Genomic DNA, 14311 nt, shown 5'->3' on the forward strand with positions numbered 1-14311 from the left:
TATAAAGGACCAAACTCCTATTTATCCGCAGTATCTTCTGTAATTTTTTACGTTTTCCTTCACTTTTTTAAGATTGCCTGCTGAAACTGCTTTGGTGATTCCTGATAATGCTTTTTAAAAACACGGCTAAAATAATTCGGATCCTTGTAGCCAACCATGAAACTAATCTCCTTTAATGAGTATGTATTTTCCTCGATCAATCCCTTCGCTTTCTGCATTCGAATCATTGTCAAATACTCAATAAAATTCATCCCGAATTCTTGCTTAAACACATTGGAAAAATAACTCGCACTTAAATTCACCGAGGCTGCAACATTCTCCAGTGTAATCGCCTCTTGAAAATGCGTATGCATAAAATTCCTCGCCTGCTCAATAAACGATTTCGACTGATAAAATCCCTTCATTTTGCTGCAGCATAAATGTAAGAAAGCATGCCAATCCTGATTCGTTTTCAACGAAGAGAAAGAAATGGATGGCGGTGCAATATTACGAGTTACTAACCCATTTTTTAATCGTAAATACAATTCCTCTTTATCACTTAATGTAAGCTTATCCTGGTATTGTTGAAAATATTGGATAGCCTCCTCCTGCTGTCCTCTTTCTATGATTGCTTCGATTCGTGCGAGAATGGCTTCCCCTTTTTGCCCGGTTTTTTTTAGTGACAAAAATCCGTACTGTCGCTTCCTATCTGTCCCCAGCTGCATGCATACTTCATATGCTTCCTCATAGGATCTCGGAAGCTCGGCAAGAACTGTCGTTGGAGAGCCAATGCCAATATAGACGGTATCCCCAATTTTTTGCTGTAAACTTCTTGCCACCTGTAAGACGTCTGAGCGCTGGAGTATTGTCGATGCTAGCAAACAAACGACGACAATATCCTCGACCTGTCGAGTAATAAATTGGAAGGTTGCTGCTGCTTGTCCTAATCTTTGCAGGCCTCCTTCTACCATTAATTTTGAACCATGCTTCACAACTAGAAAACAGCCGCTTAGCATTTTAGGAAACAGCTTTTTTTGCATAATGAGCGTTGATTCCTGAAGTGGAGCATGCATGAGCTCGGTAATTAATCGTTCATGCCTTAGCCCGAGCGCTTGGATTCTTTCTAGCTGTTGTATTTTCTCTACTTCAATTTCTTTTTGTACACGTAAAATTGCCTTGACAATCTCCTCCTTCTTCCCTGGTTTTAGAATATAATCCTTGATACCAAATCGCATCGCTTCCTTTGCATAATCGAAGGAATCATAAGCTGATACTAGGATAAACTTGATTGCAGGATTGCCCATGTTAATTTTTTCAATTGCTTCTAATCCATTGATCCCCGGCATGCGAATATCCATGAAAATAACGTCTGGGCTGGTTTTCTCAGCTAATTCAATTGCTTTCCTGCCATTTTCCGCTTCGGCAACAATTTCGATAGCTGGAAAGTTTTCCTCGATAAACTTTCGCATTGCTTTTCTTTCGATAAATTCATCTTCAGCTAACAAGATTCGCATCGGTTTCCCTCCTTTTCGGTATTCGCAAGCGGATAGTCGTCCCTTCAGCAGGTGCTGAATCGATTTCAACCAATTCCTGCAGATGATAATGAATCTGGAGTCTGCGTATGACATTTGTTAACCCAATTCCGGTTGAATGGCCGACATGCGCTTCCTCTTTAGTAGATAGAGATAATAAGCTTGCGACCTTTTCCTGCTCCATCCCAACACCATCATCCTGCACTTCGATGATGACCTCTAGTTTAGTTTGATAGATTGCTAATGTAATCGTCCCGCCTTCTTCCTTTTCTTCAATTCCATGGATAAAGGCATTCTCTACTAATGGCTGCAAGGTCAAACGAGGAATTTCTATATCTAGACAGGACTCATCAATTTTCAGCTTAAATTGAATTCGTTCGGAAAATCTTACTTTTTGAATATGAAAATAATCCTTCACAATTGAAACCTCATCCCTAAGTGGCACAAGTTTATCAATTTGCCCCAAGCTATGGCGCAGCAGCATCGCAACCGAATCGATTAATCCTGATGTCGTCTTTGCATCCTCTAAATACGCCATCTTCGAGATGGTATTTAACGTATTAAATAGGAAATGCGGGTTGATTTGATTTTGCAAATGCTTCAATTCCATTTCCTTTAATAGCTGGTCAAGCTCCGACTGATCCTTGATTTCACTCACAAGCTCATGAATATTTGTCCGCATGTTATTAAACGTGTCGGCAAGCAATTTCAATTCATCATTCGACTTAATTTCAATTTTTTCTCCAAGCAGGTCCCCCTGTGAAACCTCTTGGGCAGCATGGGAAAGTTTGGCAATCGGACTCGTAATCCCTTTTGAAAACCATAACGCAAAGAAAATTGCCAACAGGACCGTCGAAATGAACAGGAAAATAATGAACAGGAAGAAGCTTTCATTCCGCTCTTGCAAATCCTGATAAAACGACTGATAATCGGTTAACTCCATATCGAGTATTTCTAATGCTGCCTCTTGGATATAGTTAGCAGCAATTCTTGTTTCCTCAAGGTGTAATGTATAATTTTCAATATCATCTTTCAAAACAAAACCAACTGTCAGCTCTGTCTCATAAATAAACGTTTCGATAATATTGATGTAATTTTTAATTTCAATTTCATTCGCATTTGTAAAAGTATTGGCCAGCCGTTCCTTTTCGGCTTGTAATGCTTTTCTCGTTACGTAATATCCATCCTCATTTTCCGCATCCCGGTCAGTTACAATTTTCATCGTATTCTCATAGAGTTCGGAAGATATTTGTGAGATGGCATTCAATAATAAAAATCGACCAAAGCTATCATGATAAGATTTCATTAACTGATTAGAACTAATAAAAATCGATACTGCTGTAATTTGAAATAGGAAAACAAAAACAAAGAAGTAGACAACTAGTTTCCCACGAATCGTTCTCATCTCGTTGCACCGCTCGACTGCAATACATCGTCTTTCCCCAGTATTCTTGTTTCTGTAAAAATTTCATTATTTAACAGTACCTGCTCCTGCAGCTCGATCATTACCTTAACCGATTTATTGCCCATCTCTATCGGATACTGTGCAATCGTCGCATCGATTTTATTGCTGCGAATCAGATCAAGCGTCCTTGGCAGCACGTCAAATGCAGTAATATATACCTCTTTATTTGGCGCGATTTCCTCGAGTCCCTTCACCATCCCTATTCCGTCAAGCGAACTTGTTCCAACTAATACATTTATCTCTGGATGTTTTTTTAAAAGCTCATATGTAGCTTGGGTCGCGCCAATCCGAGTAATATTCGATTCCTTCGTATCAACTATTTGAATACGGGGATGGGATGCAATCTCTTCCTTCAGCCCTTCAATCCGCTGCTGCTGATTAATTGCATCTAATCGACCTGTCACAATGCCAATATATTGTTTCCCCATTGTGTTTTCAATAATTGTTCGTCCTGCAAGCCGCCCCGCATAGAAGTTGTCCGTTCCAACATATGCATTCCGTTCACTGCTTTTCACATCGGTATCAATCGTAATCACCGGTATCCCTCGCTCTACCGCCTTATGTACTAAATCTACAAATTGCTCACCCTCAACCCCTTGCGTAATAATCCCATCCACCTTCGCAGCAATGAGCCGATCGAATAGTCGAAGCATGTGCTCATTATCCGCCCGTTTCGGTGCCACATATTCTAGGAAAATATCATTCTCTTTAGCAGCCTCCCTCGCCCCTTGCTCGATTAAGCGCCAATAATCATTCTCCGTCTCCTCGGCGATTAGTGCGAAATGATAGGTATAGTTCTCTGAGGTGGTCGGTTCGTTTTTGATGTAGAATGTTTTGTAGCCGTAGTAGAGCATGACGGTGAAGCTTGTTAGGAAAAGAATGATGGATATGGTGTAGAGGATACGTTTTGTTAATGTAGACATTTGGACCACCTTCTTCTATAATAGCGCTTTCTTCCTATTTTACCATGAAGTGAAGTGTGAGGGGAGATGGGTTGGAGGATATTGGTGGAGCGATTGGGGGTGGGTGTCGAGCGGCAGCCAACTAGAATCTAGCATATTCCTCCACTACACTTAATTTCGAATTGCTAATACTTAGCAATCTCTAATATTAAATGATAATTCACCGCTGATGTCGTATAATGAATCTATCAGATAAGAATGGAGAATTAATATGTATAAATTAATTGCAATCGATATGGATGGAACCCTATTAAATGACAGCCATGAGGTACCAGAAGATGTAAAGTTAACATTAGAAGAAGCAAAAAGACAAGGAATTAAAATTGTCCTTTGCTCTGGACGCCCAATTGGTGGCATGCGTAACTATATTGAAGCACTCAATTTAGATGAAGATGGCGATTATGCCATTGCATATAATGGTGCGTTTGTACAAGATACGCATACAAACGACGTTGTAGCTCAATTATCGCTAGGACATGATGATTTGGTAAAGCTGCACAATATTAGTGTTGAATTGAATTCACCAATGCATTTCTTTGATGTAAATGGCCTATATACGCCAAACGCGAATATTAGCGAGTACACGGTTCTAGAATCGTATTTAAATAAAATTCCTTTAGCTTATCGTCAGGTGAGCGATGTACCAACTGATTTATCTATTCCGAAAATCATGTTTATTGATAAGCCTGTTAACTTAAATCAGACGATTCAAGCACTTCCTGAGCACCTAAATGAACAGTATACGATTGTTCAAAGTTCACCATATTTTCTTGAATTTGTTCATCCAGAAGCGAGCAAAGGAAATGCAGTGAAAAGATTAGCGGAACAGCTAGGAATTAAGCAAGAGGAAGTAATGAGCATCGGTGATAATGGAAATGATTTATCGATGATCAAGTACGCAGGATGTGGCGTTGCAATGGGCAATGCTATTCCGGAAATTAAAGAAGCAGCTGATTTCCAAACACTGACGAATAACGAGAGTGGCGTTGCTTATGCGATTGAGAAGTTGGCGTTGGAGCCTTTAAGTGTTAAATAATGCCTTCATTTTCTAGGAAGAGCTTTCTAAATGGTATAACGATGACTCAAACTGACATAAGAGTGGAATGTAAAATGAGATTTTAATCCTGCAAGAATCAATGTGATTAACTTTCATCGATTCTTGCAGCTTCTAGATATTTCACTTTAGTACTTTACGAACTCGAGTCTTCCCAGAAATGATGAACGGAGCATGATTGCCTTGGGCTATTTTCAATTGCTCTTGTATTCGGGAATTTAAAACTAAACTCTCCTTAACTTGAGGAATTGAGCTTTCTAAATTAACTTTAATTTCTTCTCTGATCATTAATACTCTTTATCAACTTCAAATCACATTTTGGTTTTCTGTCATAAGTTAAGAGTCCGTTTATTTCTTGTTCGACGTCTGTTAATTGTGTATAGCAGAAGCCTTGGATAATATTTGAGTTCAGTAATACTTCTGTTTTTTCCTTGTATTCATTAACTAGGTCTTCACTTGATTTAACGGAAGTATATCCCCAACCCTCTTCTTGCTCTTCAAGTTCTTTATCATAGGCGATACCACCATATTCTGTAATTAGAATAGGTTCATTGTTGTATTCAAATCCGTTCGCATAAATTGGTCGTTTTGCTGGCTCTGTTTGAATTGCTGTTTCGACAGACTGATATGCTTTTTCCATTTCCTCTGCAGACAAGTAGTTATGAATTCCACAGATATCAGAAATAGTATGTTCCCATCCATCATTCGATAAGACAGGACGTGTAGTATCAATGGATTTTGTTAGATAGTACATTCCAAGCGAATGATTTTGCTGTTGAGTTTCATAAGCCACTCGTGAAATTCCCCAGCTTTCATTTAAAGGTACCCACATTACGATACTTGGGTGATTATAGTCTCTATTTACCGCTTCAATCCATTCAGCATTTATCCGTTGGACTGCATTTTCACTGTATTCTGAGCAATTTGCCATTTCGCCCCATACCAAGAAGCCAAGTTGATCTGCCCAATATAAGTATCTAGGATCTTCTACTTTTTGATGTTTTCTCGCACCATTAAATCCCATTTCTTTTGCTAACAAAATATCTTGCTTATGCGCCTCATCAGATGGAGCAGTGAGTAATCCTTCTGGGAAATAGCCTTGGTCAAGCACTAACTTCTGATAATACGATTTGTTATTTAACATAAACTTACCATTTTCAATTGAGACTTTACGCATACCAAAATACGTTTCTATTTTATCTATACATACATTTGAATCAAGCAGTTTAATTTCAACATCAAATAAATTAGGATTTTCTGGTGTCCAATACCAACCATCACCATGGATGTTACTACGATCAGTGAATCGATTACGGATATTGAAGCTTCGTTTTACATAGTTTTCATAAATAGACATCGTATCAGATATAATTTCTTTTCCATTAAAAGATATTTTCACCTGAACAGACATATTCTGTTTTACGCCACCCAATATTTCCAGTTCAAAATCAACATCCCCTCTATCAATCTGGGGAGTCATTCGAATAGAATTAATTCTTTTTGCACTTACCGGTTCAAGCCAAACGGTCTGCCAAATTCCGGTTGTTCTCGTATAAAAGATGGATTCTGATTTTTCATGCCAGTATTGTTTTCCACGAGGGATTGTTGTATCCTCTGATGGATCTTCCACTCTAACTACTAATCTGTTTTCCGTTTCATTTAATACATGGGTAATATCAGCATGGAATGGTGTATTGCCCCCTTCATGGAAAGTGACCAATTCCCCATTCACATACACCCACGCACGGTAATCAACCGCACCGAAGTGCAGGATGACGTTTTCTTCCCAATCTTTAGGTACAGAGAATTCACGATGATACCATACAACATCATGAAAGCTCTGATCGTCAATGCCACTATTTTTGGATTGATATGCAAACGGAACATTTATCTTCATGTTTTTCGGAAAGGCATTGTACCATTTACTAGTTAATCCTTCTCTTTCGTCATCAAATGCAAAATCCCATTCTCCGTTTAAATTTAACCATTGCTCCCTCTGTAATTGTGGTCTTGGATATTCTGATTGTAAGTTTGCCATTGTTTACCTCCGAGTAATCATTTAATTCCTGATTGTGTAATCCCTTTAATCAATTGCTTTTGTCCAATTAAGAAGACGATAAGAATTGGTAAGGTTGCGATTGTAGTTAATGCCATTAATTTACCGTAAGATGAAGTAAAACTTCCTTGTTGCATAATAGCAATTCCTGTTGTTAGTGTTCTCATTTCTGGTGAATTTGTTGCTACTAATGGCCATAAGAAGTCATTATAGATCGTCATAAATGAGAAGATTGCTAGAGTCCACATAATTGGTTTGGCGGATGGCAGAACAACTTTTGTGAAGATTTGCCACTTATTCGCACCATCCAAATGTGCTGCTTCTTCCAATTCTTTTGGAAACCCTTTAAAAAATTGATATAACAGGAATACACCAAAGGCATTCGCAGTATAAGGTAAAATTAATACAGCATAGGTGTTTAATAGATTTACACTACTAAATTGTAAATACATTGGTAAAAAAGTAATAACAAATGGAATCATCAATGTACTAATAAATAATGGAAAGAGGAACTTTTTAAACGGAACATTCAGTCTAGCAAGTCCATATGCTGCCATTGCATCAATAGCAACAATGATTAATGTACCTACAATCCCTGAAAATACTGAGTTGAACATCCATCTGAAAACCTGAACATCAAGTCCTTGTCCAGATAGGATATATGTAAAGTTTTCCCAAGTGAATTCTTCTGGAATAAAATTTAATCCCCCAGCGATTGCTTCAAAGTCTGTTTTAAATGCTGTTGAGAACATCCAAAGGAGAGGAATGATAAAGACGACTGCAAGAATGGTTGCAATAATGATCAACAATGCTGTATTTCTTTTCTTTTTCATTTAAGCCTCCCCCTTTTCTTTCTTATTAGAGATTTTAAATTGAACTGCTGAAATAATGATCATAATTAAAGCCATTAATACAGCCATTGCTGATGCGGTTCCTATTTCTCTTTGAGAAAAGGCCTGATTAACAATTCCCATAAGTAATACTTCAGTTGAATCACCAGGTCCACCTTCTGTCATTAAAAGTGGTTGTCCATATACGTTAAATGATTGTATCGTTGACATTAATATTGTGAAAAGCATCGCTGGTCTAATCGAAGGAAGCGTGATGCTGATAAGTTGTTTCCAAGCACCAGCTCCATCGATGGAAGCTGCTTCATATAGTTCCTCTGGCACTTCATTTAAAGCATTGATGAAGATAATCATATTAAACCCGATTGTCCACCATACTGTAGCACCTGCTAATGAAACCCATGCAAATGGCTGTTTTGTCAGCCAAGGTATTGAGTCAAACCCAAGATTCATCAGAAAATTATTGATTAATCCTGCATTTGTATCTAACATCCATAAAAAGATAATGGAAACAACGGACACTGATATTGCATATGGAATAAAGAATATTGTTCGGTACAACCCAGTTATTTTCTTTGGTAAGTAGTTTAATAGAAGTGCTAATGCCAGTCCAATTACTACTAAAAATGGTACAGTATAAAGGACAAATTGTAAGGTATTCCAAAGCCCATCAAAAAATATAGAGTTTAATGCAGAGTTTGGATCAAATATTCTTGCATAATTTTCAAACCCATTGAACGTAGCTTCACTAGACAATAAATTATAATCGGTGAAACTTATAATAATTCCATAGATTAAAGGAATAAACATAAATCCAAGAAACAAAACCAAATATGGTAAAACAAATAAGAAAGATGTAAATTTATCTTTTTTACTATTTTTCCTAGAAATTACCTGTGATGCCATTCTTCTCACCTCAATCATAATGTGATGATGCCTTTATAAATATAAGTCCCTACCGTTGTAGGGACCATTGTATTATTGTTCTTTATCAGTTACTTTTCAAGATGTTTATTTGCTTCTTCTTCTGCTTTTTCTAATGCTTTTTTAACCTCTTCTTGACCTAAGAGAACAGAGTTGGTTGCTTCTCTTAGGGGATCGATTGCTAACTCCCAGTTTTCTACTTTTGGTGAGAATACTGCATTATCAAATTGTCCAGCCATTACAGAGCCTTGTTCGTTAATTTCTTTAAATTCATCGCTTTCATATACAGCTTTTGATGCCGGTGCTTGTCCTGATTCAGCCCAAGCTAATCCATTTTCACTTACATATTTTAAGAAATCTGTAATAGCAGGAAGCTTTTCTTCATTTGTACTTTCCAGAACAACAAAGTTATGTGATTTTGCAAATACTGACTGAACTTCAGTTCCAAGTTGTGGTACTGCTGCTACTCCATAATCAAGATTTGAGCTTTCCCATTGTGCTAACATCCAAGGTCCATTTAAATGCATCGCATTTTTCCCTTGTAAGAACAATGTAACTTCCCCATCCGCTTGCACATCTGTTGGTGATACTTTGTATTTCTCTATTAAATCTAACTGGAATTGTAATGCCTCTACAACTGCGTCTGATGCAAAATTAGCTTTTCCATCTTCATACAATTTGCCACCATTTTGCGCAACAATTGTTGGGAGGATAAAATCTTGTGGCCATAGTGTTGGCACAACAAATCCATATTGATTATTATCTAAATCCGTTAATTTCTGAGCGTAGTCAATAAATTCCTCACGCGTTGTTGGTGGTTGTTCCGGGTCTAAACCAGCTGCTTCAAACATGTCTTTATTCCAATAAAATAACAATGAATGAATATCTAACGGAAGCCCATATACTTTATCACCAACCGTCGCGCCTTGGATACCGCTTTCATGGTAAACATCTGTTAATTCACCATCAACAATATCACTTACTTCCCTCAATAAACCCTTTTCCGCATAGCTAAGTATTTGTTCATTATGCATAATCATTACATCTGGTGTGTTTTTCCCATCATTGATTGCTAAATCAACATTTCTATAATAATCTGCATTTGGTTCAATTTGCAGGTTTACTGTAAATTCATCCTGGCTTTCGTTGTAATCATCTACTATTTTTTTCATAAACGGACCGTCATCGCCCGAGAATGGAGCCCAAAAACTTACTATATCTTTGTCATCAGAACCCCCGCCTCCAGCTTCACCACTATTACCACTGCATGCTGCTAAAATTGTCGCTAACAATACCGACATTAAAACTATCAACCACTTATTAGATTTCATATAGATCCTCCTAGTATTCTATCTTTTTATCTTTTCATAAAATGATTATTACCAATTGATTAAATCAATTTTGCTCTTTTTTTACTTATAAGAAGCCCACTCACTCATCCATGCTCTAATAAGCAAGAAATCGTATGTATTCCTTTAGAGTAACATTGCGTGCAACTTTCGTTCTTCTGTATATTCACTTATTGATTAATTAAATTAATTAACTAACTCAATTGTAAGATAAGCGCTTTCAATTGTCAACTCAATAATAAAAATTAAAAGGATAAATTACCATTACAACTCATAATTAATTCTCTCATTCATTTATTAATTTATTTATTTTTCTTTGCTAAATTTTACAATTATCCCTTGCGCCTTTCTGTAAAAAATAGTACTCTTAACTTAATTAAATTAATTAACTAACAACAAGGGTTATTCTCCCTCTATACACTAAACAAATGAATATACAACGTTAATTATTGCTTTTAAGGAGGTTATTATGAATAAAACAGATTTAATTACAACATTCAAAGACATATTTAAAACAACAAAGCAACCGAGATTCTTCTTCGCACCGGGGAGAATCAACCTTATCGGAGAACATACAGACTATAATGGTGGCCACGTCTTCCCTGCTTCCATCTCTTTTGGGACTTATGCGCTTGGTACAAAACGAGATGACAGACTGGTACGTTTTCATTCCATGAATTTTCCCGAAACCGGTATCATAGAAGTTGATTTATCCTACTTATCTTATAACGAAGCACATGACTGGGTGAATTATCCAAAGGGAATGCTGCTTTATCTTAAACAAGCAGGCTATGACATTTCGACTGGCGCAGATATACTATTCTATGGAAACATTCCAAATAGCGCAGGTCTATCATCTTCTGCATCAATCGAGCTTGCAATGGGAGTTTTATTAGAAGGATTGTATGATCTCAAAATCAATCGCACCGAAATAGTTAAAATTGGACAAAAGGTAGAAAACCATTACATTGGTGTTAATAGTGGTATCATGGATCAATTTGCGATTGGAATGGGAAAAAAAGATCATGGTATTCTATTAAATTGCGAAACGCTTGATTACAAGTACGCACCACTCGTATTAGAAAATCATGTTATTACTATTATCAACACAAATAAACAGCGCACATTAGCTAGCTCGAAATATAACGAGCGACGTACCGAATGTGACGTAGCTTTAAAAGATTTACAAAAAGAACTTTCAATTAACAGTCTAGGTGAATTAAGTTTAGAAACATTTGAAGAGCATAAACACCTTATTACAAATAAAACGAATCAAAAACGTGCAAAACATGCCGTATATGAAAATATACGCACACTTGAAGCACTTGAAAAATTACAGCAAGGCAATCTCAATGCATTTGGAAAGCTCATGAACGCCTCCCATATCTCACTACGGGATGATTACGAGGTTTCAGGAATTGAGCTCGATACAATTGTCGAAGCTGCATGGGAGCAGCCAGGCGTACTTGGTGCCCGTATGACTGGTGCGGGATTTGGCGGCTGCGCAATTGCGATTGTTGAGAGCGAGAGTGTGGATGATTTCAAAGAAAATGTAAGCGTAATCTACAAACAAAGAATTGGCTATGAACCAACCTTTTATACAGCGGAGATTGGTGATGGAGCAAGAGAAATCAGAGAAATCTCAGAGGGAGTGTTGAAATGAGCGTATTAGTTTTAGGTGGCGCAGGTTATATTGGATCACATGCTGTGTATCAATTGATTGATCGAGGCGAAGAAGTGGTTGTCATTGATAATTTGCAAACTGGACATAAAGAGGCACTCCATTCAAGAGCTACATTTTATCATGGCGACATCCGGGATGCTGATTTCCTTCATGATGTCTTTACAAAGGAAGCTATCGATGCTGTCATCCATTTTGCTGCAAACTCACTAGTTGGTGAGTCAATGGATAAACCGCTCGACTACTTCGATAATAATGTTTACGGAACCCAGGTCCTACTTCAAACGATGGTGGACCATCAAGTGAAGCATGTCGTCTTCTCCTCGACTGCTGCAACCTATGGAGAGCCTGAATCGGTACCAATTACGGAAATGATGCGAACAGAGCCGACAAGCACATACGGGGAGACAAAGCTAACGATGGAGAAACTGATGAAGTGGACAGCGCGTGCTCATGGGATATCCTATGTTTCGCTCCGTTATTTTAATGTTGCTGGGGCAAGAGAAAATGCGGAAATTGGTGAGGACCATCAGCCGGAAACCCATCTTGTACCGATTATTTTGCAAGCAGCACTCGGACAACGAGACCAAGTCACAATCTTCGGTGATGACTATGATACACCAGATGGCACTTGTATTCGCGATTATGTACACATCGAGGATTTAATCGAGGCACATCTTTTAGCTTTAAATTATTTACGTACTGGTGGATCAAGCGACATTTTTAATCTTGGCAGTAATCAAGGATTTTCTGTTAAAGAAATGATTGAAACGGCAAGAACTGTAACAGGTAAAGAAATTCCTGCTGTAATTGGCGAACGTCGTGCGGGTGACCCAAGTACTTTAATCGCTAGCTCGGAGAAAGCAAAACAAATACTAGGCTGGAATCCAGAACGTACATCGATAAACCGAATTATTACCGATGCGTGGAACTGGCATAGCAAGAATCCGAATGGCTACAGGAAGGTCGTGAAAAAATGATTTTTTCTCATATTGCAGGGCTTATCGAAAAGGCTATTGAAGCTGGATTAATCGAGCGAGCAGATGTAAATTATGCTCGGAATCAAGTGATGAATGTGCTGCAACTTGAAGATTTTCCAGAAGAAGTGGCACAATCGACGAATGATAACATCCCAAATATATTAGAAAAGTTGATTGCATATGCAGTTGAGCAAAAGGTAATTGAAGATGTTTTCGATGACAAGGAAATTCTCGCAGCGAATATAATGAATTGCTTCCTTGCTCGTCCTTCCGTCATTAACTCTATTTTCAATCAGAAGTATGAGGAGTCCCCAATTGATGCGACAGATTACTTTTATCAACTTAGCAAAAACAGCAATTATATTCAGATGAACCGAATAGAGAAAAACATTGAATTCAAGGCAGAGACGGAATACGGTCAAATGGATATTACCATCAACCTATCCAAGCCGGAGAAGGACCCAGAGCAATTAAAGCGTGAACGGGAGAGAAAACATACATCAGTAAACTATCCAAAGTGCCTTTTATGCGTCGAAAATGAGGGATACACCGGCAGGACTGGACATCCAGCAAGGGCGAATCATCGGGTTATTCAAATTCCCCTTCAAGGTGAAAACTGGTATTTCCAGTATTCTCCATATGTTTACTATAATGAGCATAGTATTCTGCTTGCAGAAGAACACCGAGATATGAAGATTGATCGCCAGGCATTCGAGCGATTGCTCAAATTCACGGAGAAATTTCCTCATTATTTTATCGGTTCAAATGCTGATCTGCCAATCGTTGGCGGATCGATTTTGAGCCATGATCATTATCAGGCGGGGCGTTATGAATTTGCGATGACTCGGGCGGAGGCTGTATTTTCATTTGTTCTCCCTGATTTTGCTGGAATTGATGCTGCCGTATTAAATTGGCCGTTGTCTGTCATCCGCTTGAGAAGTGAGAAGATTGAAGACCTTGTTGAAGCAGGCGATTATATTTTGCAGAAATGGAAAAATTATTCGGACCCTGCAGCCAATGTGATTGCCTTTACTGACGATACGCCACATAACACAATTACACCAATTGCAAGAAATCGTGATGGAGTCTATGAGATTGATCTCGTTTTGAGAAATAATCGGACATCTGCTGAGCATCCGCTTGGAATTTTCCATCCCCATGCCGATGTTCACCATATCAAGAAGGAAAATATTGGTTTAATCGAAGTAATGGGGCTCGCCGTTTTACCACCGAGATTGAAGCAAGAAATGGCGGAGATAAAGAAGTTTTTACTCGGTGAATCTGATTATGTAGAAGAATATCATCGTGACTGGGCTTTGGAGTTGCGAGAAAAATATGGCAGGCAAAATGAGGCTGAGCATATTGAGAAAATATTACAAAATGAGCTTGGCAAGAAATTTGTCAGGGTTTTGGAGGATGCTGGAGTATTCAAAGAGCCTACAGCATTTAAGCGGTTTATTGAAGTTTTAATTCATGGATGA

Annotated in this window: 11 protein-coding genes; 4 read left to right on the plus strand and 7 right to left on the minus strand. The window is 38.1% G+C overall.

Annotated features, from left to right (window positions below):
- Window positions 1-59: 59 nt before the first annotated feature.
- Genes CUC15_RS16920 through CUC15_RS16930 form a run of 3 tightly spaced genes read right to left on the minus strand, consistent with a single transcriptional unit; the run spans window position 60 to window position 3899 of the window.
- On the minus strand, window positions 60-1493 hold the full coding sequence (locus CUC15_RS16920; protein WP_114917791.1) for a response regulator: 1434 nt from the start codon (window positions 1491-1493) through the stop codon (window positions 60-62).
- A complete protein-coding gene (locus CUC15_RS16925; RefSeq protein WP_114917792.1) occupies window positions 1474-2916 on the minus strand; it encodes a sensor histidine kinase in 1443 nt (480 codons plus the stop codon). Before CUC15_RS16925 ends, CUC15_RS16920 begins: the two co-directional genes overlap by 20 nt.
- Window positions 2913-3899, minus strand: coding sequence for a sugar-binding protein (locus tag CUC15_RS16930; RefSeq protein WP_114917793.1), 987 nt, complete (start codon window positions 3897-3899; stop codon window positions 2913-2915). Before CUC15_RS16930 ends, CUC15_RS16925 begins: the two co-directional genes overlap by 4 nt.
- Window positions 3900-4149: 250 nt before the next feature.
- Between CUC15_RS16930 and yidA the strand changes: the two genes are divergently transcribed.
- Window positions 4150-4974 carry a sugar-phosphatase gene (yidA, locus tag CUC15_RS16935; protein ID WP_114917794.1) on the plus strand — a complete coding sequence of 275 codons (825 nt, stop codon included), beginning with the start codon at window positions 4150-4152 and terminating at the stop codon, window positions 4972-4974.
- Between the two features lie 286 nt (window positions 4975-5260).
- On the opposite strand, the gene CUC15_RS16940 is transcribed toward yidA, so the two are convergent.
- The 4 genes from CUC15_RS16940 to CUC15_RS16955 all read right to left on the minus strand — a co-directional run bounded on the left by CUC15_RS16940 (window position 5261) and on the right by CUC15_RS16955 (window position 10151).
- Window positions 5261-7030 carry a glycoside hydrolase family 2 protein gene (locus CUC15_RS16940; RefSeq protein WP_114917795.1) on the minus strand — a complete coding sequence of 590 codons (1770 nt, stop codon included), beginning with the start codon at window positions 7028-7030 and terminating at the stop codon, window positions 5261-5263.
- Window positions 7031-7047: 17 nt separating this feature from the next.
- On the minus strand, window positions 7048-7881 hold the full coding sequence (locus CUC15_RS16945; RefSeq protein WP_114917796.1) for a carbohydrate ABC transporter permease: 834 nt from the start codon (window positions 7879-7881) through the stop codon (window positions 7048-7050).
- Complete coding sequence (locus CUC15_RS16950) at window positions 7882-8802, minus strand: carbohydrate ABC transporter permease (RefSeq protein ID WP_114917797.1); 921 nt, start codon at window positions 8800-8802, stop codon at window positions 7882-7884.
- A gap of 89 nt (window positions 8803-8891) precedes the next feature.
- Entirely contained in the window at window positions 8892-10151 is a 1260-nt protein-coding gene (locus CUC15_RS16955; protein ID WP_114917798.1) for an ABC transporter substrate-binding protein, read from the minus strand.
- Window positions 10152-10638: 487 nt separating this feature from the next.
- Here CUC15_RS16955 and CUC15_RS16960 point away from each other — a divergent pair, with 487 nt between their 5' ends.
- Genes CUC15_RS16960 through galT form a run of 3 tightly spaced genes read left to right on the plus strand, consistent with a single transcriptional unit; the run spans window position 10639 to window position 14311 of the window.
- Window positions 10639-11832 carry a galactokinase gene (locus CUC15_RS16960; RefSeq protein WP_114917799.1) on the plus strand — a complete coding sequence of 398 codons (1194 nt, stop codon included), beginning with the start codon at window positions 10639-10641 and terminating at the stop codon, window positions 11830-11832.
- On the plus strand, window positions 11829-12830 hold the full coding sequence (galE, locus tag CUC15_RS16965; protein WP_114917800.1) for a UDP-glucose 4-epimerase GalE: 1002 nt from the start codon (window positions 11829-11831) through the stop codon (window positions 12828-12830). Before CUC15_RS16960 ends, galE begins: the two co-directional genes overlap by 4 nt.
- Entirely contained in the window at window positions 12827-14311 is a 1485-nt protein-coding gene (gene galT / locus CUC15_RS16970; protein ID WP_114917801.1) for a UDP-glucose--hexose-1-phosphate uridylyltransferase, read from the plus strand. The genes galE and galT overlap by 4 nt, the downstream gene beginning before the upstream one ends.

Origin of the sequence: Oceanobacillus zhaokaii (assembly GCF_003352005.1) — a bacterium.
Classification (GTDB): Bacteria; Bacillota; Bacilli; order Bacillales; family Amphibacillaceae; genus Oceanobacillus; species Oceanobacillus zhaokaii.

Coding starts and splice junctions, on each gene's coding strand:
- CUC15_RS16945 (WP_114917796.1), bottom strand. CDS start 7,881: ATGAAAAAGAAAAGAAATACAGCATTGTTGATCATTATTGCAACCATT.
- yidA (WP_114917794.1), top strand. CDS start 4,150: ATGTATAAATTAATTGCAATCGATATGGATGGAACCCTATTAAATGAC.
- CUC15_RS16940 (WP_114917795.1), bottom strand. CDS start 7,030: ATGGCAAACTTACAATCAGAATATCCAAGACCACAATTACAGAGGGAG.
- CUC15_RS16950 (WP_114917797.1), bottom strand. CDS start 8,802: ATGGCATCACAGGTAATTTCTAGGAAAAATAGTAAAAAAGATAAATTT.
- galT (WP_114917801.1), top strand. CDS start 12,827: ATGATTTTTTCTCATATTGCAGGGCTTATCGAAAAGGCTATTGAAGCT.
- galE (WP_114917800.1), top strand. CDS start 11,829: ATGAGCGTATTAGTTTTAGGTGGCGCAGGTTATATTGGATCACATGCT.
- CUC15_RS16920 (WP_114917791.1), bottom strand. CDS start 1,493: ATGCGAATCTTGTTAGCTGAAGATGAATTTATCGAAAGAAAAGCAATG.
- CUC15_RS16960 (WP_114917799.1), top strand. CDS start 10,639: ATGAATAAAACAGATTTAATTACAACATTCAAAGACATATTTAAAACA.
- CUC15_RS16930 (WP_114917793.1), bottom strand. CDS start 3,899: ATGTCTACATTAACAAAACGTATCCTCTACACCATATCCATCATTCTT.
- CUC15_RS16955 (WP_114917798.1), bottom strand. CDS start 10,151: ATGAAATCTAATAAGTGGTTGATAGTTTTAATGTCGGTATTGTTAGCG.
- CUC15_RS16925 (WP_114917792.1), bottom strand. CDS start 2,916: ATGAGAACGATTCGTGGGAAACTAGTTGTCTACTTCTTTGTTTTTGTT.